The following is a 17,934-nucleotide window of genomic DNA, read 5'->3' as shown; positions in this document are numbered from 1 at the left end:
GCCGCATGGCGCGCCGAGGACCTGCCGCTCGTGCCGTCACTCGGGCGTCTTCACCCGCACCTTGGTGGCGACCGGCCCCGTGTCGCCAACGCCCTCGACATAGTAAAGTTCGTCGCCACGCCCCAGCGCATCGAAGTCGCCGGCCAGCACGCTGTTGCGGTGGAAGTAGAGCAGGCTGCCTTCCGACGTGACCAGATAGCCGAAATCCTGATCCGGCTGGACCTCGGCGACCTGGCCGAGCCGCTGGTTCTGGATGTCGCTGTAGATGGCCTTGGTCTTGCCCTGGCGTTGCTCCTTCAGGCCGACGAGCTGACGCTCGGCGATGCGGAAGGCTTCGTTGATCGCCTTCTGCAGGTCAGGTCGCTGATACTTGCGCTGCAGATGCTCGGGCTCGTGACTGACGACGAGGTCGGCGCGCCCGGGAATCCCGATCTCGATGCGCACCACGGGCGGGATCGAGGTCCCGTTCGACTTGGCGCGCTGATCGACCCGAACCCGGCACGAGGTGATCCGGTCGAACAGACGCTCCAGCTCCGAGACGCGGGTGCGGATCATGGTCTCCGCCCAGTCCGAGGAGTCGGTGTTGTGGAAAGCGATCTCGACAGGAACTTGCATTGGTCACCTGACAAGCGGTGAGGAGGAAAGGGACGGCGAGTCACAACCGTCCAATGTAGGCATTTCGATCCGGGAATCCAGGACGGACACCGTCGATGGACACGGACGCGTCGCCCTTGAACGCGATGCGGCCGGAACCAGGGTGGCGCGGGCGGAATTGATTTTTTGCTAAAAACAACAATCGGGTCCGCCCCATGCTCGAACTGCCCTCGGCCGAAGACGATCGCGCTGCGTCGCAATCCGCTGCGGAAGCGCGACGCCGCGCCGACCGGTTGATCAAGAAGCTCGGGCTCGAGCGTGTCGAGGCCGACAGTCTGGCGATCCGCCGGGTACGCCGCGGTCGCGGCTTCTCGTATGTCGCGGCCGACGGCGCGCCGGTTCGGGATCGCGACACGCTGGCGCGCTTCGCGTCGCTCGCGGTTCCGCCCGCCTACCAGGACGTACGCTTCGCCGAGTCCGCGAAGGCGCACATCCAGGCGATCGGTCGAGACGACGCCGGCCGCATGCAGTATCGATATCATCCCGAATGGGTGCAGGTGCGCGAGCGCCGCAAGGCGCAGCACCTGCTGCGTCTCGTCCAGCGGCTTCCCGTGGTGCGTCGGGCCGTCACCCGGCATCTCGCCGCCGAGCAGCCGACTCGCGCCTTCGCGCTCGCCTGCGCCATCGAGCTCATCGCCTGCACGGCGATCCGAGCCGGCGACGAGGCGTATGCGCGCCAGCGCGGCACGCGCGGTGCGGCGACTCTGCTGAAATCGAACGTGCGGATCGATGGCGACACGATCGTGCTGTCGTTTCGTGCCAAGGGCGGCAAGGACGTCCGCAAGGAGGTGGGCTCGCCGCGCCTCGCGGCGGCGCTGGGCAAGCTCCTGGCGCTGCCGGGCCGTCGTCTGTTCCAGTATCGCGACGAGGAGAACGCGATCCGGATCGTGCGCCGGCAGGACATCAACACGTTCCTGCAGGAGATCGCCGGCGCCCGCATCTCGCTGAAGGACTTCCGCACCCTCTGCGCCTCCGCCATGGTGCTGGAGACGCTCGCCCGGACGACCCCGGCGTCGAGCGCCCGGGGCCGGCGCAAGCAGGTGCTGGATGCGGTGCGGGCCGCGGCCGACAGTCTCGCCAACACCCCGGCGATCTGCCGCAAGAGCTACGTGCACGAGACCGTGGTGACGGCGTTCGAGTCGGGCGCGCTGGGAGGCCTGTCGGCGGCGATCAAGTATTGCCGTTCGGCGGCCAGGCGCGAACAGCTCGTCGCTCAGGTGCTGGCGAATGCCATGGTGAGGTGAAAACCACGGGCGCCCGCCGGACGACGTTCCATCGCCTGCGCAGCTCGGGTGCGTACGGAGGTTGCTGGAAATCGGAACGGCGCGGCCGGAGTGTGAGGCTCAGCCGTGCGCCTGATCGGCGATGATATTGATACGGTCCGCCGAGATCAGCCCGAAGAGTTTGCGGGCAATGGTCCCCTTCACCCGATGAATCGGAAGGGTGTCCTCCGGCCGCCAGACCGTCACCTTGGGCGTAAGGCGCCCGTCGCGACCGTTCCAGCTCACCAGATACTCCGAGATCAGGCCCTTTTTCTTGATCGTCTCGAGAAAGCGTACGATCTCGTCGTGTCCGTGCAGCTGGTGCTCTTGTACGAACATGGAGGGCTCGCTCGCCGTCGTGCCGGGATCTGTCATCAGCACACCACAGTTTCGCATACGCGCAAAGTCATTTTCGCATACGCGAAGTTTTTTCCAGATCGTGCGAGATGCGCGTTGCTGAAAGTCGCGTGCAGAGGGTTGCGGAAGAGACCGAAACACGGGGTGTTCCGACGCTTCGGGGGAGGAACGCCGGAAGGGTCATTTTGGTTCGAGCGCACTGCAACAATACGGGGCCGTCGGGTGTGGCCCGACGGCCCATCTCGTAAAACGCGAGGCCGTTTTCCTTAGACCACGGCGCGGTCGGACGGAGCGACGGTCGGCGTCTCGCCCGCGTTCTGCGCGGCCGGCGCCGTGCGCCCGTGGTGGTGCTCGTGCTGGTGCTCGTGCTCGGAGCCACTCGCCGAGGCCGGAAGCTGCAGCACGGTCGCAACCTGACCTTCGCACAGTCGCGTCAGCAGGACGACCTGACCGCTCGGAAACTCCAGCGCGTCATGGTGCTCGTACGGGTTGTCCATGTTGATCTGCCGGAACCGGGCGACCCGCTCGCGCAGCTTGCGGCTCGGGAAGAAGCCGAGGGCGTGATCGCATTCGACCTCGTGCTCGAAGGCGAGCTCTGTCCCGGGTAGGATGCAGACCGCCACGCCCGGCACGCCCACCTCGCAGAACCCGCGGGTGATCGAGTTGTTGAACTTTGTGGTCACCAGCTGGTCGCCGACTTTGGCGGCACGCGTCGCAACGTGTTGCAGGCTGTAGTCACACATCGATCGGCACTCCTTTCGAGCTGGCGGGGCGGCTTGGCGGCGCTGACCCCGCATGGTCCGGTGCAACGGAGCGGATGCCCTCGGGCATCGATGGCGCCGTCGATCGGCGCGTCCGGCTGGCTGACCGGCTCAAACCGGAACAGCCTCCTGCAAAGCGAAAGCATGGGTTTGCCGGCCGTTCCGGGGGTAAAAAAATATCATTGAGTTGCCGTGCGTTAATGAATGTCGGTTTTGCTTTGTTCTACAACGCACTCGCCCCCTCGCTCCCGCTTTCGTGATGGTCACGGGCGCTCGTAGATAGAAATTCTCGTGAGGCGCCTTCGGTTCTCTCTCCGGCGACTTCGCAGCGTTGGCGGGGACCCTTGGGGTTGCTCGACACAACTTGGTGAACGCGCGCGGTATCGCCGGCCATGACGGTCGAGCGCCACGATTTGCTCGTCTTCACCCGAAATCCTGGTGACGATGCGCCCGCACCCCCGCGCTCCGTCTCTCTTCGTGCCGGTCCTGCCCGGAACCGGTCCAACGTGCGCACCGTTGCTTGGGCTGGGGTCCTTCCCTTCGTGGTCCGAGGGGTGATGCAGACCGAGATGGCCTCCGGCGCCGGCAACCCACGCCTGATCGATCGCAAGCCGCACGAGCTCTTGTGGCGGCGCTTGTCGAGCTTCGCGCCCTTGTCCGATCAGGAGCGCTCCATCATCCGCCAGACCTGCGCGGCCCCCGGACAGGTGAGGGCGGGGGTCGAGCTCTATGTGGAGGGCGAGCCGCTGTCGAAGCCCGGGGCGCTGCTGGCCGGATGGGCCTGCCGGCTGCGGGTGCTTTCCGACGGCCGCCGCCAGATTTTCGATTTCCTGTTGCCCGGCGACCTGTTCGGCCATCCCGCCCGCGCCGAGCCGCTGGCCGCCGCCTCGGCCGCGACCCTGACGGCGGTCTCGATCGCCGGGACCGGCTGCCTCGTCGAGATGGTGCGGGAACCCGACCGCTTTCCCGGCCTCTGCCGTGCTTGGGCGGCCGCGCAGGCCCGGCAGGAGGCGTATCTGCTCAATCACGTGGTGCGGCTCGGCCGGCAGACCGCTTACGAGCGTATCGCCCATCTGCTGGTCGAGTTGGGCCATCGGCTGGACGAGATCGGCTTTCCGCTCGGGTCCTTCGTGCCGATGCCGCTCACCCAAGAGGTGGTGGGAGATGCGCTCGGTCTCAGCGTCGTGCACGTCAACCGGACCCTGCAACAGCTCAAGCGCGAGCGGCTGATCGAGACCAAGGCGGCCTCGGTCCGGCTGATCGAGCCGGACGCCCTGGCCGAAATCGCCGATTTCCGGTTGCCGCGTCGGGTTCCCTCGACCGGCTGATCCGGCCTGTTGCCGGCTCGTGGACCCTGGTCCGCACCGTCCCGGATCCGCCAAGATGCGCTTGCCCGCCCCGGGCCGTCCCCCTACGATCCGCGCCAATTTTCAACGGGCGAAAAGCTTTTCCAGGAGGACAGTGCCCATGCGTTTCGACAATCGTACCCGGCCGAGCCGGCGTCAGGTGCTCGCCGGCTCGGCGGCTGCTGCCGCCGCGCTGGCTGCACCGGCCGTCGTCCGGGCCCAGGCGAAGACCATCAAGATCGCCGTCGTGCTGCCGCGATCGGGGCTGTTCGCCGCCGCCGGCCAGTCCTGCCACCGCGGTGCCCTGGCGGCGCCGAAGGTGCTGGCCGATCTCGGCTACGCCGTCGAGCTGGTGCATGTCGACTTCGAGTCCAACGTGGACGTGGCGCGCACCCAGACGGAGCGGGCGATCGCCGACGGCGCCCAGGCGGTCGTCGGAGCGTTCGAGTCCGGCGCGACACTGGCGATGGCGCAGGTGTGCGAGCAGCGCCAGGTGCCGCTGAGCATCAACATCGCCTCGGTGCCGCAGCTCACCGAGCAGGGCTACAAGTACCTGGTCCGCAACTTCCAGACCAACGCCCAGCTCGTCTCCGGCGGCCTGGAGCTGATCAAGGTGCTGATGGGGGCGACCGGCGTGCAGTTCAAGAACGCCGTCTTCGTGCACGCCAACGACACTTTCGGCACGGCCCAGCGCGCCGCCATGGACCGGCTGTTCCCGGCCGCCCAGATGCCGTTCCCGCTGCTGGAGTCCATCGCCTACGATCCCAAGGCCCAGGATCTCGCCGTCGAGGTCACGAAGATCCGCGCCCTGGCGCCCGAGCTCGTGCTCGTCACCACCCGCTCGTCCGACGCCATCAAGCTGGTGCGCGACATGGTCCGCCAGCGCTTCGAGCCGAAGGCGATCATCTCGCCCGGGTCGCCCGGCCTGTACGACGAGGAGTTCTACCAGGCGCTCGGTCCCCTGTCCGACTTCCACCTCTTCAACCTGCCCTGGGCGAACCCGAAGTCGGCGGTCACTCAGGCGCTCGCCGCGTCGTACAAGGTCGCGAACCCCACGAACCGCTTCGAGGTCGACTGCTTCAACGCCGGCTTCACGTTCGAGGCCATCATGGTGGTGGCCGACGCCTTCAAGCGCGCCGGCACGGCCGACGGACCGACCCTGATGAAGGCCGTGAAGGCCACCGACATCGCCGAGCACGTGATGACGGGCGGCCCGATCAGGTTCGACGAGAAGGGGCAGAACAACAACATCCAGGCCGCCGTGGTGCAGAACCGCAACCGCACCCCGACCGTCGTGCTGCCTCCCGATGTCGCAGTCGCGGCCCCGGTGGTGCCGATGCCGGCCTGGCAGGGGCGCTCCTGATCCGCGTCCGGCGGGGGCGCGTCGTCGCGGCGGTGACGCCCCGCGTCCGGCGCAGCCGGCCCGGCGGCGAACGGAGGTTGCGCCCGGTCGCCGACCTGGGGTAACTCCGTCCCAAACCGGCACCTCTCCGTGGCGGTGGCCTCGCGGCCGCCGTCCGGGGAGGTGCGTTTCACGTCAGACCCATCCCGATGCTGTCCATCTGGCTCAATGTCGTCGTCCAGGGCATCCTGACCGGCCTTCTCTATGGCCTGATGGCGCTCGGCCTGTCGGCTATTTTCGGGGTGGTGCGGCTGGTCAACTTCGCCCATGGCGAGTTCGCCGTCGTGGCGATGTATGCCGCCTTCGTGCTCTTTCGCGCCTGGGGCGTCGATCCGCTGGTCGCGATGCTGCCGATCGCCCTCGTCTTTTTCGTGGTCGGCTTCGCGCTGCAGCGAACCCTCATCAACTCCTTCGTCGGGCGGCCCGACCACGAGCAGTTCATCCTGCTGGTCGGCCTGGCCATCGTGCTGGTCAACGCCGTGCTGATCGTGTTCGGGCCGGATGCCCAGCCCGCCAATCTGCCTTATGCGTTCGACAGCTACATGATCGGGCCGCTGCTCATCGACAAGGTGCGGGTCTATGCGGCTGTCGCGGCGCTCGCGGTGTGCGCCGCACTGTTCGGCTTCTTCCGCTTCACCCGCACCGGGACGGCGATCCGGGCCTGCGCCGACAATCTGGTCGGGGCGGCCGTGATCGGCCTCGACGTGCGCCGGCTGTATGCGATCACGTTCGGGATCGGGCTCGCCTGCGTCGGCGCCGCCGGATCCCTGATGGTGACGATCGCCGACGCGGTGCCGAGCCTCGGACCCGCCTACACGCTGCTCGCCTTCACCATCGTCATCATCGGCGGCCTGGGCTCGATGGCGGGCGCGCTCGTCGCCGGCCTCCTGATCGGCGTCTCCGAGGCGCTCGCCGGCTTCCTCATCGCTCCGTCGATGAAGAGCATGTTCTCCTTCGCCCTTCTGATCGCCGTCCTGGTGCTGCGGCCGCAGGGGCTGCTCGGAAAGAAGCCGGCATGATTTCGCTCTGGCGTGACATGAACCGGCGGGGGCAGGTGACGGTCGCGCTCGCTTTCGTGCTGCTGCTGTTCGCGCCCGTGGCGGCGACCCGCTACGTCCTGTCGGTCCTCACCCTCATTCTCTACTTCGTCTATGTCGGACAGGCCTGGAACCTGATGATGGGCTATGCCGGGCAGCTCTCGCTCGGCCACGCGCTCTATGTCGGGCTCGGCGGCTATGTCTCGGCGGCCCTGTGGGTGCATTTCGGCATCGGCCCGTGGCTCGGCGTGTTTCCGGCCGTCGGGATCGCGGCCGCCTTCGGCGCGGCGATCGGCTGGCTCGGCTTCCGGTTCGGCATCGAGGGCGTCTACTTCGCGCTGCTGACGATCGCGTTCGCCGAGTTCACCCGGATCGGCTTCGACCATATCGGTTTCGTCGGCGGCGCCGGCGGCCTGTTCATTCCCTACGAGCAGAGCCGGCTCGGCGAATGGTGGAATCTGCGCGGAAGCCAGCTCTTCTTCTACTATCTGGCCTTCTGTCTGGCGGTGCTCGCCGTCCTCCTCACGGCGCTGCTGGCGCGCTCCCGGCTCGGCTATCAGTGGCTCGCGATCCGCGAGGACGAGACGGCGGCGCGGGCGCTCGGCATCGACGTGTTCTGGGCCAAGATGAAGGCGGTGCTGATCTCCTCGTCGATGACGGCGATCGGCGGCGTGTTCTACGCCTTCTATTACAACAGCCTGTTCCCGGCGCAGTTGTTCGACATGAGCCGCTCGATCGAGCTGATCCTCGGGCCGATCGTCGGCGGGCTCGGCACCGTGTTCGGCCCGGTGGTCGGGGCCTTCATCCTGACGCCGGTCGGCGAGCTGCTGATCTCGCTCACCGAGAAGGCCGGCATCAACGCGCCCGGGGCGAAGGCGATCTTCTTCGGCCTCATCCTGATGACCATCATCTACCTGGTCCCGACCGGTGTGTGGCCGTGGCTGTCGCAGCGGCTCGGCTTCACGAGGCGCCGCTCGTGAGCCCGCTTCTGTCGGTCGTCGACGTCGGCAAGCGGTTCCGCGGCCTGGTCGCGGTCGACCGGGTGTCCTTCACGGTCCAGCCGGGCGAGATCTTCGCCGTGATCGGACCGAACGGCGCCGGCAAGACCACGCTGTTCAACATGATCGCCGGCGTGCTGGCGCCGAACGAGGGCACCATCTCGTTCCGTGGCGAACGCATCGAGGGCCGCACCCCGGACGCGGTGTGCCGGCTCGGGGTCGCCCGCACGTTCCAGATCGTCCGGCCGTTTCCCGGCCTCTCGGTCGAGGACAACGTGATGATCGGTGCTCTGCTGCACCGGACCGACATGGCCGCGGCGCGGCGCTACGCCCGGGAGGTCCTCGCCACCCTCGACCTGTTCGACAAGCGCGACTTCCGGGCCTCGACGCTGACGCTGCCGGACCGCAAGCGGCTCGAGCTGGCGCGGGCGCTCGCGACCGATCCGAAGCTCCTGCTCCTCGACGAGGTGATGGCGGGGCTGCGGCCGACCGAGACCGACCGGATGGTCGAGATCCTGCGCGGCGTGAACCGCGACATGGGCGTGACGATCCTGCTGATCGAGCACGTGATGCGCGCCGTGATGGCGCTCGCCGGCCACATGCTCGTGCTGCATCACGGTGCGCCGATCGCCAAGGGTGCTCCGCAGGACGTCGTGCGCGACCCCAAGGTGATCACCTCCTATCTCGGGCAGGAGACCATCTGATGCTCTCCGTCCGCGACCTCGACGTGTCCTACGGCGACGCCCAGGCGCTCGACCGCGTCTCCTTCGAGGTCGACGAGGGCAGCATCGTCGCCATCGTCGGGGCCAACGGCGCCGGCAAGACGTCGCTGATCCGCACCATCGCGGGCATGATCCGTCCGTCCCACGGCAGCATCACCTTCCGGGGCGCCGAGATCGCCGGCTGGCCGAGCCACCGCGTCTGCAATCTCGGGATCGGGCAGGTCGCCGAGGGCCGACAGATTTTTCCGACCCTCACGGTCGGCGAGAACCTCGACATGGGGGCGCTGCTGCCGCGCGCCCGCGACAAGCGGGCGACGCAGCTCGACCGGGTCTTCGCGATGTTCCCGATCCTCGAGGAGCGGCTGAAGCAGACCGCCGGCACGCTGTCGGGCGGCGAGCAGCAGATGCTCGCCATTGGCCGCTGCCTGATGGGGCAGCCGGACCTCGTGATGTTCGACGAGCCCTCGCTCGGTCTCGCGCCGGCCATCGTCCACGAGGTGTTGCGCACCATCCGCGACCTCAATCGCGAGGGCCTCACTTGCGTCGTCGTCGAGCAGAACGTCGCGATGTCGCTCAAGCTGGCCGACCGCGCCTATGTTCTGGAGAACGGGCGCATCACGCTGACTGGAACCGGCGAGGAGCTTCTGGCCGACGATCGCGTCCGCCAGGCCTATCTCGGGATGTAAGGCCCGGTTGCACCGCAGCGAACCACGCGGGGGCCTTGCGGCCCGTTCGTCTCTGCCACAGACTGCCGATCCTAATCATCGGGGGCAAAAGCCTCCGGGCCGGCCGCATCGCGTCCGGACGAGAACAACGATCGGGAGGACGTATGACCATCCACAGATCCGTGTTGTGCGTATCGCTCGTGGGGGCCGTGGCCGCCTGGGCGGGGCTCGCCGCTCCGGCCGCTGCCGACACGGCGCTGCCGGAGCGCAGCATCGTCGAGATGACGGTGCTGTTTCCGGCCGGCTCGTCGGCCGACGTCACGGCGCGACTGCTCGCCGACGGCATGTCGCGACGGCTCGGCAACAAGGTCATCGTGGTGAACCGGCCCGGCGCCGGCGGCGCCATCGGCTATCGCTGGGTGATGCAGCAGAAGGCGGATGGTACGGCGATCGTCTGGAACTCCAACTCGATCTCCACGGCGCACCATTCCGGTGCGCTCGCCGTCGACTACACGGCCTTCGAGCCGGTCGCGCGCGTGCTGATCGAGACGCCCGTGCTGGCCGTGCGGGCGGACGCTCCGTGGAAGACGCTCGGCGAGTTCGTCGCCGCCATGAAGCAGCGGCCGCGCGAGATCACCATCGGCCATTCCGGGGTCGGCAGCCACACCCACATGTCGCTGGTCGCACTGCTGAAGGCAGGCGGCGCTGAGGCCGTGGAGGTGCCGTTCGGCGCGGCCCAGGTGGTGCCGAGCCTGCTCGGCAGCCAGGTCGATGCGGTCCTTCAGCTCCCCGGCGCCCTGACCAGCTACGTGAACGGCGGCCAGCTTCGGCTGCTTGCGGCGCTCACGGCGGCCCGCGACCCGAGCTTTCCCGACGTGCCGACCGCCCGCGAGCAGGGCTTCGATCTGAATCTCGAGGCGTGGCGCGGGATCGCGGTGCCGAAGGGAACCCCCGCATCGGCCATCGCGTCGCTCGAAGCCGCCATCAAGGCGACGGTCGCGAGCCCGGACTTCGTCGAGGCCTCGGCTCGGCTCGGCGTCCGCCCGGCCTTCCTGCCGGCCGTGGAGTTCGGTCGCGTCATCGCCAAGGAGGACGGCGAGGTGAAGACCTTCATGGCCCAGGTCGGGCTGTTGAAGCAGGCGGAGCAGGGCGTTCGCTGACCCCGCAGCGCGACGGGCCGGCGGCATGCGCCGGCCCGGATCTCGCGAGGCGGCCGGCTCAGGCCAGCGGCTTGCCGATGGTCACGGTGAGCGTGCCGACGCCCTCGACCGTGCATTCGAGCGTGGCGCCCGGCACGGTCGCGGCGACGCCGGCCGGCGTCCCGGTCATGATGATGTCGCCGGGCGCGAGCGCGACCGACTCGGACAGCTTCGAGATGACCTCGGGGACGTTCCAGATCATCTGGTCGAGGTCGCCGTCCTGGCGCAGCGTGCCGTTGCAGGAGAGCGTGATGCGCCCCTTCGACGGATGGCCGATCTCGGAGGCGGGCTTGAGCGCGCCGCACGGCGCCGAGGCGTCGAACGCCTTGCCGATCTCCCACGGCCGCTGGATTTTGCGCGAGGCGATCTGCAGGTCGCGGCGGGTCAGGTCGATGCCGACGCCGTAGCCCCAGACGAGCTCGAGCGCGTCCTCGGTCTTGATGTTGCGGCCGCCGCCCTTGAGCGCAACGACGAGCTCGACCTCGTGATGCATGTCCTTGGTCAGCGGCGGGTAGGGAACGGTCGAGCCGTCCGGCGCCACCGCATCGGCCGGCTTGGCGAAGAAGAAGGGCGGCTCGCGCTCGTCGTTCCCCATCTCGCGGATGTGCTCGATGTAGTTGCGGCCGACGCACCAGATGCGCCGCACCGGGAAGAGCTTGTCCGACCCGGCGACCGCCAGGGTCGCCTGCGGGGGAGGATCGATCACGTAGCTCGCGCTCATGCAGAGGTCTCGGGCAAGGAGTGGCGGGGGCGGCCGGAAACCGGCCGTTCGGTCGAGAGGCCCGCCCCATACCATACGCGCGCCGGCCGTCAATGTGGGCAGCGCGACCAGGTTGCCTATTCTGGAGGCTGCTGCAGCCGCCAGGCGAGGAACTCCCGGTACAACGCGTCGCGCTCCGACTCGGTGAGCGGGTGCGAGGGCCGGCTCAGCGCGACCGTGGGCCCCGAACCGGCGCCCGCTGCTGCCGCGAGCGGGACGGCCGGGGCCGGGGGCAAATCGGCCGCGCTCGCCTCTGCCCGGGCGGGCGCAGCGGCGCGGGGCTCGCCCGCAGACTTGAGGTACCAGCATTTGCGGCTGGTGCCGTGGTCGAGCCGATAGAACCAGCGGCGGCCGTCGGTCGGTGTGTCGTCGGGGGCGGCCAGGCACTCCGGCGCGGCGACCGCGGGGGCCGGACCGGTGGCGGCCAGGATCGCCGTCGCGCTCAACAGAAGGGCCGTGACGGCCGGGCCAATTCCAAACACACGACAGGACATGACGGCTCCAATACGCCGGGGCCGACGGGCTGTCCGGCGACATCCGCGCGACCTGTCCCATGGATTGGGCGCGGATCTGAGGCTCAATCGGGAAATCATCTCGGCATTCGGTCTTCGGATCGCCCCACCTGGGGCACGGTTGCAGCCGCGTGTCGCGCGATGCTGCGGCCCGTCCGGCCTCACTCCTCCTCGTCGCCCTCGTCGGGCAACAGCGTGTCGAGCTGGCGCAGAAGCTTCCGCAGTCCGGGCTCCTGCACGGCCTGAGCCGCGTCGAGCAGTGTGAACCACCGCAGCTTCCGCTGCCCTTTTTCGCGCCAGCGCTTGCGCTGTCCTTCGACCTCGAGCGGAAACACCTCGACCTTGCAACGGGTCTCGACCCCGTTCTTCAGCCGCTTGTCGTAGCGGTAGGAGCCGATCGCCTCGGTGCCGGTGCGCCCGATCAGTCCGGCCTCCTCGAGCGCCTCGCGAGCCGCCGAGGCATGCGGCTTGGCGCCGCGGATCGGCCAGCCCTTGGGGATCACCCAGCGCCGCGTCTCCCGCGAGGTGAGCAGCATCACCTCGGTCACGCCGTCCTCGGTCCGCCGATACGGCACGGCGGCATACTGGATCGGACGCTTGGCGGTGCCCCGCTTGGACGCGCCGCCTTTGGAGTCGTCGCGGATGTGGCGGCGAGCCAACTCTCATGTCCTCATGTGAAAAGACCGCAGGCCAGGTAGAAGAAAGCGCCGATGGCGCCGGCAGCCGGCATTGTGACCACCCATGCAATAACGATGCTACCGGCGATGCTCCAGCGCACCGCCGAGACTCGCCGTGCCGCTCCGACGCCGACGATCGCTCCCGTGATCGTGTGCGTCGTCGACACCGGAATTCCGAGGCTGGTCGCCATGAACAACGTGATGGCGCCGCCCGTCTCGGCACAGAAGCCCTGCAGCGGTGTCAGCCGGGTGATCCGGGAGCCCATCGTACGAACGATCCGCCACCCGCCGAACAGCGTGCCGAGAGCCATCGCGATCTGGCACGTGATCACCACCCAGAACGGCACGTAGAAGCCGCCTTCGAGGTGCCCCTGAGAGTAGAGGAGCACGGCGATGATTCCCATCGTCTTCTGGGCATCGTTGCCGCCGTGGCCGAGCGAGTAGAGCGACGCCGAGACGAATTGCAGCGACCGGAAGGCGTGGTCCACGGCGAAGGGCGTCTGCCGGATCAGCGCCCAGGACACGATCAGAACCAGCAGGAGAGCGAGCGAGAAGCCGACCAGCGGCGACAGGAAGATCGCGGCGGCCGTCTTGCCGAGCCCGCCCCAGACGATCGAGCCGACCCCGGCCTTGGTGACGCCGGCTCCGACGAGCCCGCCGATCAGCGCGTGCGACGAGCTCGACGGAATGCCGAACACCCAGGTGATGACGTTCCAGCAGATCGCGCCCATCAGGGCGCCGAACACCACCCTGGAATCGACCACGGCGGCATCGATGATGCCGGTGCCGATCGTCTGGGCGACGTGGAGGCCGAAAAACAAGAAGGCGATGAAGTTGAAGAACGCCGCCCACAGGACGGCGTATTGCGGCCGCAGCACACGGGTCGAGACGATGGTGGCGATCGAGTTGGCCGCGTCGTGCAGGCCGTTGAGGAAGTCGAACAGCAGCGCCACGCCGATCAGGGCGATCAGGAGCGGCAGCGCCAGGGTGGCATCCATGCGGCGTGCCTCACACCTGCTCGACGACGATGTCGCTGATCTTGTTGGCGACGTCCTCGAAGCGGTCGACCACCTTCTCGAGATGGCCGTAGATGTCCGCGCCGATCACGAACTCCATCGCGTCGCCGGTCCGGTGCTTCAGGAACAGCTCCTTGCGGCCGCGGTCGTGCAGCTGGTCGGCGCGCTCCTCGATCCGGGTGATCTCCTCGGTGTGGATGTTGATCTGGGCCACGTTCCGGCCGATCGAGCGCAGCAGGGGCACCACGGTGCGGACCTGCTCGGCGGCCAGCAGGATGACGTCGCCCATCTCGGTCATGCAGGGCTCGAAGCGGTCGATCTCGAACAGCGTGATCACCTTGGCGGTCTTGTGCATCTGGTCGATGGAATCGTCCATGGACGAGATCAGGCCCTGGATGTCGCCGCGGTCGAACGGGGTGATGAAGCTGCGCCGGACCGCCATCAGCACCGAACGCGTGATCTCGTCGGCCGCGGCCTCGCGCTCGACGATCAGCTTGCAGAAATGCGGGACCTCGCTGCCGCCCTGCAGCAGCCCCCGCATCGCCTCGGCGCCGGCCACGACGGTTTCGGCGTGGCGCGTGAACAGGTCGAAGAAGCGCTCTTCCTTGGGCATCAGCGCCTGGAACCAGCCGAGCATGTCGATCCTTCCTGCGGAATCGTAGGGTCGTCCGGAGCCGGGCTTTTCGGAGGCCCGGTCGTGGACCGCCCACATCGAATAGCCCCGCCAGGCGGCGAGTCGGACGATCCGACGCTCCTATGGACCCGAAAGGCGCGCGAGTCAGCCTCGATGACACGAATACGACAGCCGGCCGGGCAGGGGAGAGTTCCATCCGGCGCAGAGCGGCGGCCCGACCGCGATTGGATGAATATGGGTTCAGCTCATCCGCGCCCCGTGGCCGCCGCGCCCAGGGCGAGCGTATCGAGCTTCTTCTGCCAGGCGAGGGCGTGCGCCACGATCGTGCCGAGGTCGTCGTAGCGGGGCTGCCAGCCGAGCAGGCTGCGGATCCGGTCGCTGGCGGCGACGATCGCGGCGGGGTCGCCGGCGCGCCGCGGGGCGAAGTCGACCCGGAAGTCGACGCCGGCCACCTGCTTCACCGTATCGATCACCTCCAGCACCGAGAAGCCCCGACCGTAACCGCAATTGAGCGTCACCGGGGCGCCGCCCGCCCGCAGATAGCGCAGGGCGTCGCCATGCGCGGCCACCAGATCGGTCACGTGGATGTAGTCGCGAATACAGGTGCCGTCCGGCGTCGGGTAGTCGGTGCCGAACACATCCATCTTCTGTCGCGTCCCGAGCGCGGTCTCGATCGCGACCTTGACGAGATGCGTGGCATTCGCGGTCGCCTGGCCGATGCGAAGCTGGGGGTCGGCGCCGGCCACGTTGAAGTAGCGCAGGATCACGTGCCGCAATCCATGGGCCGCGGTGGCGTCGCGCAGCATGATCTCGGTCATCAGCTTCGACGACCCGTAGGGCGACATCGGCGCCGGGGTGTCGTCCTCGGCGACCGGCACGCGGGCCGGGTTGCCGTATACCGCCGCGGTCGACGAAAAGACGAAGTTCTTCACGCCGCCCGCCACCGCGCAGGCGATCACGGTGCGCGAGTTCGCCGTGTTGTTGCGGTAGTATTTCAGCGGATCGGCGACCGACTCGGGCACGACCAGGGAGGCGGCGAAATGGATGATCGTGTCGATGCGGTGCTCGCCGATCAGACGCGACACGAGGGCGCCGTCACCCGTATCCCCGACGACCAGGACCGCCTTCTGCGGCACCGCGAAACGAAAGCCGGTCGACAGATTGTCGAGAACCACCACCCGCTCGCCGGCGTCCACCAGGGCGTGCACCATGTGGCTGCCGATGTAGCCGGCACCGCCGGTCACGAGAATGCTCATCCGAATGTCCTTCCTGGCTCGGTCCCGTATAGCGGCGGAGCCGGGCATCGGCCAGGGGCAGGGCGGCCGGACCCGGCGGCGGGGCCCGGGTGACAAGCGACCCGGGTCTGTATATGAAAACCGCGCTCGCCGGACCCCAGCGCGGTTTCATGGTCGACGTCCTTTTCATCAAGACCTCGTCGCTCGGCGATGTGGTGCACAACATGCCGGCTGTGACCGACGCCCGCCGCGCGCGGCCGACGGCCCGGCTCGTGTGGGTCGTCGAGGAGGCCTTCGTGCCGCTCGCGCGGCTGCATCCCGGCGTCGACGAGGTCGTGCCGGTGGCGTGGCGGCGCTGGCGGCGGGCGCTGCAGCGCCGCTCCACCTGGCAGGAGATTCGTCGTTTCGTGGCGAGCCTGCGGGGGCGCGACTACGACGCCGTGATCGACACCCAGGGACTCGTCCGCACCGCCGTGATCACCCGATTCGCACGCGGGCGGCGGCACGGCTACGACCGGCGAAGCGTCCGCGAGGGGCTCGCCACCCTGTGCTACGAGGTGCGCCACAGCGTCGGGCGCGACCTGCACGCGGTCGCCCGCAACCGCCTCCTCACCGGGGCGGCGCTCGGCTACGTGCCGGAGGGGCCGGTCGACTACGGGCTGGACCGTGCCGCTCTCGCGCCGCGAGCGGAGCGGCCTTACGCGATCCTGCTGCACGCCACGGCGCGCGCCGAAAAGGAATGGCCGGAGGCCGACTGGATCGCCCTCGGCCGGGCTCTCGCGGACCGTGATCTCGACGTCGTCCTGCCTTGGGGCACGCCGGCCGAGGAGGCGCGCGCGAAGCGGCTCGCCGACGCACTGCCGCGCGTCCGCATTCCGGATCGTCGTCCGCTCGACGAGGTGGCGCGGCTGATCGCCGGCGCGACCGTCGTGGTGGGCGTGGACACCGGCCTTCTGCATCTCGCCGCTGCGCTGGGTGTGCCGCTGGTGTCGATCTTCGTCGGCAGCGAGCCGGCCCTCACCGGCCCGACCGGCACCGGGCCGATCGTCACGCTCGGCGGCGACGGCCTGCGCTGCGGCCTCGCCGAGGTCGAGGCCGCGGTCGATCGTGTGCTGCCGCTGCGGACCCGCTGAAGCCCGCCACGGCGCCCGGATCAGGCTCTCACGGTGACGCGTACGCCGGTTCCGGAGGGCGGATTGTCCCGGAAATAGGCGGCGTCCTCACTCGACTGGACCCAGCCCGTACGGCCACGCCAGTCGAAATGACGAGCCGCCATGTCGCTCCCGTAGCGGACCCGGAACAGCACGCTGCGGACGGCGCCGTTGGCGTATTCGTGCAGCTCTCCGGGCGGATGAACGACGAGGCCGCCCGGCGTGACCGGGATCGTCTCGGTCGGGGTGCGCATGGTGCCGCCGCCCGACAGGCACAGATACATCTCGGTCGCGTCCGGATGGCTGTGATACGGGCTGATCTGGCCCGGCTCCCAGCACGCGATGGTGACGTCGCCGCCGCCCAGCTCGCCGAGGATCTTCTCGACGTGATGGGTCGGGTTCCACTCCTGTTCGGTGCCGAGGTCGAAAACGAGCATCGAGGACTCCTGTTCGTTGTAAGGTCGGGCGCGGCCGGCGGCCGTCTAGTTCTGGACGTCGAGCTTCATCTCGCCGATGGTCTTGCGCCACGCCGCCATGTCCTCGGCGAGCCAGCTTCGCGCCTCGGCCAGCGATCCGGTCGGGATGATGGTGAAGAGCTGCGTCTCCAGCGCCTGGATGACGGACGGCGACTTCAGGGCCTCGGAGGTCGCCTCGCGCATCCGCTCCAACGCTTCGGGCGGCGCCTTCGCGGCCGCAAAAAGCCCCTGCCAAGCGATCGTGCCGACGCCCGGATAGCCGGCCTCCGCCATGGTCGGGACATCCGGGAAGCCGGCGAGCCGCTTGTGATTCACCACCGCGAGCGCCCGGAGCGTGCCGGCCTGCACGTTGCCGACCGTGGTCGCGGCATTGATGAACGAGGCCTGCACGGTGCCGGTCAGGAGGTCGTTCATCATGACCGAGGCGCCGCCCTTGTTGGGGATCGCGGTGAGCGACACATTGCCGGCGCGCCGGGCCAGTACGGCCATGTCGTAATGCGGATAGCTGCCGACGCCCGTGATCCCGTAATTGACCTTGCCCGAATTCCGGCGGGCGTAGTCGACGAACTCGGTCACGGTCTTGGCGTCGAAGTTCTTGGTGGTCGCGACCAGGAAGGCCGGCACGTCGACGAGCCGCATCACCGGCACGACGTCGCGGTCGTAGTCGATCGACATCTTGCTGGCGAACAGGATCGGCGTGATGGCATTGGTCGTGACGTTGCCGAGCATGTAGGTATGGCCGTCGGCGCCGGACCGGACCAGCTCCTGCAGCGCGACGATCCCGTCCGCGCCCGGACGACTCTCCACGATGACCGGCTGGCCGAGCCGCACCGAAAGGTCCGCCGCGAGCGCGCGTGCCACCGTGTCGGTGGTGCCGCCCGGCCCGAACGGCACGATGATCCGCACGGTCCGGTTCGGAAAGCGATCCTGACTGTGCGCTGCAACGAGGCCGACGGCGAGAAGGGCCGTCGCGACGACGATCGATTTCAACGTCTTCATGAGCGCTCCCCTGATTGTTCACGTGGCACCCGATGCGACGACGGTCGTCGTCGCGTCCGGTGCGCCGCAGC

20 protein-coding genes are annotated in these 17,934 nt (G+C 68.6%); 9 read left to right on the top strand and 11 right to left on the bottom strand.

The features are described from left to right. Window positions 1–36 precede the first annotated feature (36 nt). Window positions 37–615: an HPF/RaiA family ribosome-associated protein gene (locus CH341_RS05920; protein ID WP_111418105.1), complete on the bottom strand. Its 579-nt coding sequence runs from the start codon at window positions 613–615 to the stop codon at window positions 37–39. 194 nt (window positions 616–809) lie between these two features. On the opposite strand from CH341_RS05920, the gene CH341_RS05915 reads away from it, so the two are divergent. Then, on the top strand, window positions 810–1,898 hold the full coding sequence (locus CH341_RS05915) for a DNA topoisomerase IB (RefSeq protein WP_111418104.1): 1,089 nt from the start codon (window positions 810–812) through the stop codon (window positions 1,896–1,898). Between the two features lie 99 nt (window positions 1,899–1,997). Here the strand turns inward: CH341_RS05915 and CH341_RS05910 are convergent, their stop codons facing one another. Together CH341_RS05910 and CH341_RS05905 are read right to left on the bottom strand one after the other, a co-directional pair. Then, window positions 1,998–2,291 (bottom strand): hypothetical protein, encoded by a 294-nt coding sequence (locus CH341_RS05910; RefSeq protein ID WP_146604384.1) that lies wholly within the window; start codon window positions 2,289–2,291, stop codon window positions 1,998–2,000. Between the two features lie 248 nt (window positions 2,292–2,539). Next, on the bottom strand, window positions 2,540–3,016 hold the full coding sequence (locus CH341_RS05905) for a hypothetical protein (RefSeq protein ID WP_210208190.1): 477 nt from the start codon (window positions 3,014–3,016) through the stop codon (window positions 2,540–2,542). Between the two features lie 575 nt (window positions 3,017–3,591). Here CH341_RS05905 and CH341_RS05900 point away from each other — a divergent pair. The 7 genes from CH341_RS05900 (at window position 3,592) to CH341_RS05870 (ending at window position 10,364) form a co-directional block, all read left to right on the top strand. Continuing rightward, window positions 3,592–4,362, top strand: a complete 771-nt coding sequence (locus tag CH341_RS05900) for a Crp/Fnr family transcriptional regulator (RefSeq protein ID WP_170149491.1) — start codon at window positions 3,592–3,594, stop codon at window positions 4,360–4,362. 139 nt (window positions 4,363–4,501) lie between these two features. Then, a complete protein-coding gene (locus CH341_RS05895) occupies window positions 4,502–5,743 on the top strand; it encodes an ABC transporter substrate-binding protein (RefSeq protein WP_111418101.1) in 1,242 nt (413 codons plus the stop codon). A 188-nt stretch (window positions 5,744–5,931) separates the two neighbouring features. Continuing rightward, window positions 5,932–6,801 carry a branched-chain amino acid ABC transporter permease gene (locus CH341_RS05890; RefSeq protein ID WP_111418100.1) on the top strand — a complete coding sequence of 290 codons (870 nt, stop codon included), beginning with the start codon at window positions 5,932–5,934 and terminating at the stop codon, window positions 6,799–6,801. Further along, complete coding sequence (locus CH341_RS05885) at window positions 6,798–7,799, top strand: branched-chain amino acid ABC transporter permease (RefSeq protein WP_111418099.1); 1,002 nt, start codon at window positions 6,798–6,800, stop codon at window positions 7,797–7,799. Before CH341_RS05890 ends, CH341_RS05885 begins: the two co-directional genes overlap by 4 nt. Then, the gene (locus tag CH341_RS05880; RefSeq protein ID WP_111418118.1) at window positions 7,796–8,521 is read left to right on the top strand and encodes an ABC transporter ATP-binding protein; all 726 of its coding nucleotides are present in this window, start codon (window positions 7,796–7,798) and stop codon (window positions 8,519–8,521) included. The genes CH341_RS05885 and CH341_RS05880 overlap by 4 nt, the downstream gene beginning before the upstream one ends. After that, window positions 8,521–9,225, top strand: coding sequence for an ABC transporter ATP-binding protein (locus CH341_RS05875; RefSeq protein ID WP_111418098.1), 705 nt, complete (start codon window positions 8,521–8,523; stop codon window positions 9,223–9,225). Before CH341_RS05880 ends, CH341_RS05875 begins: the two co-directional genes overlap by 1 nt. A 143-nt stretch (window positions 9,226–9,368) precedes the next feature. After that, a complete protein-coding gene (locus CH341_RS05870; RefSeq protein WP_111418097.1) occupies window positions 9,369–10,364 on the top strand; it encodes a tripartite tricarboxylate transporter substrate binding protein in 996 nt (331 codons plus the stop codon). A 58-nt stretch (window positions 10,365–10,422) separates the two neighbouring features. Here the strand turns inward: CH341_RS05870 and CH341_RS05865 are convergent, their stop codons facing one another. From CH341_RS05865 to galE, 6 genes are all read right to left on the bottom strand, one after another. Continuing rightward, window positions 10,423–11,124, bottom strand: coding sequence for a fumarylacetoacetate hydrolase family protein (locus CH341_RS05865; protein ID WP_111418096.1), 702 nt, complete (start codon window positions 11,122–11,124; stop codon window positions 10,423–10,425). 116 nt (window positions 11,125–11,240) lie between these two features. Next, on the bottom strand, window positions 11,241–11,657 hold the full coding sequence (locus CH341_RS05860; protein WP_111418095.1) for a hypothetical protein: 417 nt from the start codon (window positions 11,655–11,657) through the stop codon (window positions 11,241–11,243). A 179-nt stretch (window positions 11,658–11,836) separates the two neighbouring features. After that, the gene (locus CH341_RS05855; protein WP_245430898.1) at window positions 11,837–12,265 is read right to left on the bottom strand and encodes an NUDIX hydrolase; all 429 of its coding nucleotides are present in this window, start codon (window positions 12,263–12,265) and stop codon (window positions 11,837–11,839) included. Window positions 12,266–12,345: 80 nt separating this feature from the next. Beyond that, window positions 12,346–13,350: an inorganic phosphate transporter gene (locus CH341_RS05850; RefSeq protein WP_111418094.1), complete on the bottom strand. Its 1,005-nt coding sequence runs from the start codon at window positions 13,348–13,350 to the stop codon at window positions 12,346–12,348. 10 nt (window positions 13,351–13,360) lie between these two features. Beyond that, window positions 13,361–14,005 carry a DUF47 domain-containing protein gene (locus tag CH341_RS05845; RefSeq protein ID WP_111418093.1) on the bottom strand — a complete coding sequence of 215 codons (645 nt, stop codon included), beginning with the start codon at window positions 14,003–14,005 and terminating at the stop codon, window positions 13,361–13,363. Between the two features lie 242 nt (window positions 14,006–14,247). Continuing rightward, complete coding sequence (galE, locus tag CH341_RS05840) at window positions 14,248–15,258, bottom strand: UDP-glucose 4-epimerase GalE (RefSeq protein WP_111418092.1); 1,011 nt, start codon at window positions 15,256–15,258, stop codon at window positions 14,248–14,250. A 149-nt stretch (window positions 15,259–15,407) separates the two neighbouring features. On the opposite strand from galE, the gene waaC reads away from it, so the two are divergent. Next, window positions 15,408–16,370 (top strand): lipopolysaccharide heptosyltransferase I, encoded by a 963-nt coding sequence (waaC, locus tag CH341_RS05835; protein ID WP_111418116.1) that lies wholly within the window; start codon window positions 15,408–15,410, stop codon window positions 16,368–16,370. A 20-nt stretch (window positions 16,371–16,390) separates the two neighbouring features. Here the strand turns inward: waaC and CH341_RS05830 are convergent, their stop codons facing one another. Together CH341_RS05830 and CH341_RS05825 are read right to left on the bottom strand one after the other, a co-directional pair. Continuing rightward, complete coding sequence (locus CH341_RS05830; protein WP_111418091.1) at window positions 16,391–16,825, bottom strand: cupin domain-containing protein; 435 nt, start codon at window positions 16,823–16,825, stop codon at window positions 16,391–16,393. A 45-nt stretch (window positions 16,826–16,870) separates the two neighbouring features. Continuing rightward, window positions 16,871–17,863 carry a Bug family tripartite tricarboxylate transporter substrate binding protein gene (locus CH341_RS05825; protein ID WP_111418090.1) on the bottom strand — a complete coding sequence of 331 codons (993 nt, stop codon included), beginning with the start codon at window positions 17,861–17,863 and terminating at the stop codon, window positions 16,871–16,873. Window positions 17,864–17,934 lie beyond the last annotated feature (71 nt).

The sequence above is a fragment of the Rhodoplanes roseus genome, from assembly GCF_003258865.1.
Classification (GTDB): domain Bacteria; phylum Pseudomonadota; class Alphaproteobacteria; order Rhizobiales; family Xanthobacteraceae; genus Rhodoplanes; species Rhodoplanes roseus.
This window is presented reverse-complemented; position numbering and strand designations above follow the sequence as displayed.

What these genes read in the sequence shown, in the direction of transcription:
- CH341_RS05920 (WP_111418105.1), bottom strand. Translation starts at nt 615, where the DNA reads ATGCAAGTTCCTGTCGAGATCGCTTTCCACAACACCGACTCCTCGGAC.
- CH341_RS05915 (WP_111418104.1), top strand. Translation starts at nt 810, where the DNA reads ATGCTCGAACTGCCCTCGGCCGAAGACGATCGCGCTGCGTCGCAATCC.
- CH341_RS05910 (WP_146604384.1), bottom strand. Translation starts at nt 2,291, where the DNA reads ATGACAGATCCCGGCACGACGGCGAGCGAGCCCTCCATGTTCGTACAA.
- CH341_RS05905 (WP_210208190.1), bottom strand. Translation starts at nt 3,016, where the DNA reads ATGTGTGACTACAGCCTGCAACACGTTGCGACGCGTGCCGCCAAAGTC.
- CH341_RS05900 (WP_170149491.1), top strand. Translation starts at nt 3,592, where the DNA reads ATGCAGACCGAGATGGCCTCCGGCGCCGGCAACCCACGCCTGATCGAT.
- CH341_RS05895 (WP_111418101.1), top strand. Translation starts at nt 4,502, where the DNA reads ATGCGTTTCGACAATCGTACCCGGCCGAGCCGGCGTCAGGTGCTCGCC.
- CH341_RS05890 (WP_111418100.1), top strand. Translation starts at nt 5,932, where the DNA reads ATGCTGTCCATCTGGCTCAATGTCGTCGTCCAGGGCATCCTGACCGGC.
- CH341_RS05885 (WP_111418099.1), top strand. Translation starts at nt 6,798, where the DNA reads ATGATTTCGCTCTGGCGTGACATGAACCGGCGGGGGCAGGTGACGGTC.
- CH341_RS05875 (WP_111418098.1), top strand. Translation starts at nt 8,521, where the DNA reads ATGCTCTCCGTCCGCGACCTCGACGTGTCCTACGGCGACGCCCAGGCG.
- CH341_RS05870 (WP_111418097.1), top strand. Translation starts at nt 9,369, where the DNA reads ATGACCATCCACAGATCCGTGTTGTGCGTATCGCTCGTGGGGGCCGTG.
- CH341_RS05865 (WP_111418096.1), bottom strand. Translation starts at nt 11,124, where the DNA reads ATGAGCGCGAGCTACGTGATCGATCCTCCCCCGCAGGCGACCCTGGCG.
- CH341_RS05860 (WP_111418095.1), bottom strand. Translation starts at nt 11,657, where the DNA reads ATGTCCTGTCGTGTGTTTGGAATTGGCCCGGCCGTCACGGCCCTTCTG.
- CH341_RS05850 (WP_111418094.1), bottom strand. Translation starts at nt 13,350, where the DNA reads ATGGATGCCACCCTGGCGCTGCCGCTCCTGATCGCCCTGATCGGCGTG.
- CH341_RS05845 (WP_111418093.1), bottom strand. Translation starts at nt 14,005, where the DNA reads ATGCTCGGCTGGTTCCAGGCGCTGATGCCCAAGGAAGAGCGCTTCTTC.
- galE (WP_111418092.1), bottom strand. Translation starts at nt 15,258, where the DNA reads ATGAGCATTCTCGTGACCGGCGGTGCCGGCTACATCGGCAGCCACATG.
- waaC (WP_111418116.1), top strand. Translation starts at nt 15,408, where the DNA reads ATGGTCGACGTCCTTTTCATCAAGACCTCGTCGCTCGGCGATGTGGTG.
- CH341_RS05830 (WP_111418091.1), bottom strand. Translation starts at nt 16,825, where the DNA reads ATGCTCGTTTTCGACCTCGGCACCGAACAGGAGTGGAACCCGACCCAT.
- CH341_RS05825 (WP_111418090.1), bottom strand. Translation starts at nt 17,863, where the DNA reads ATGAAGACGTTGAAATCGATCGTCGTCGCGACGGCCCTTCTCGCCGTC.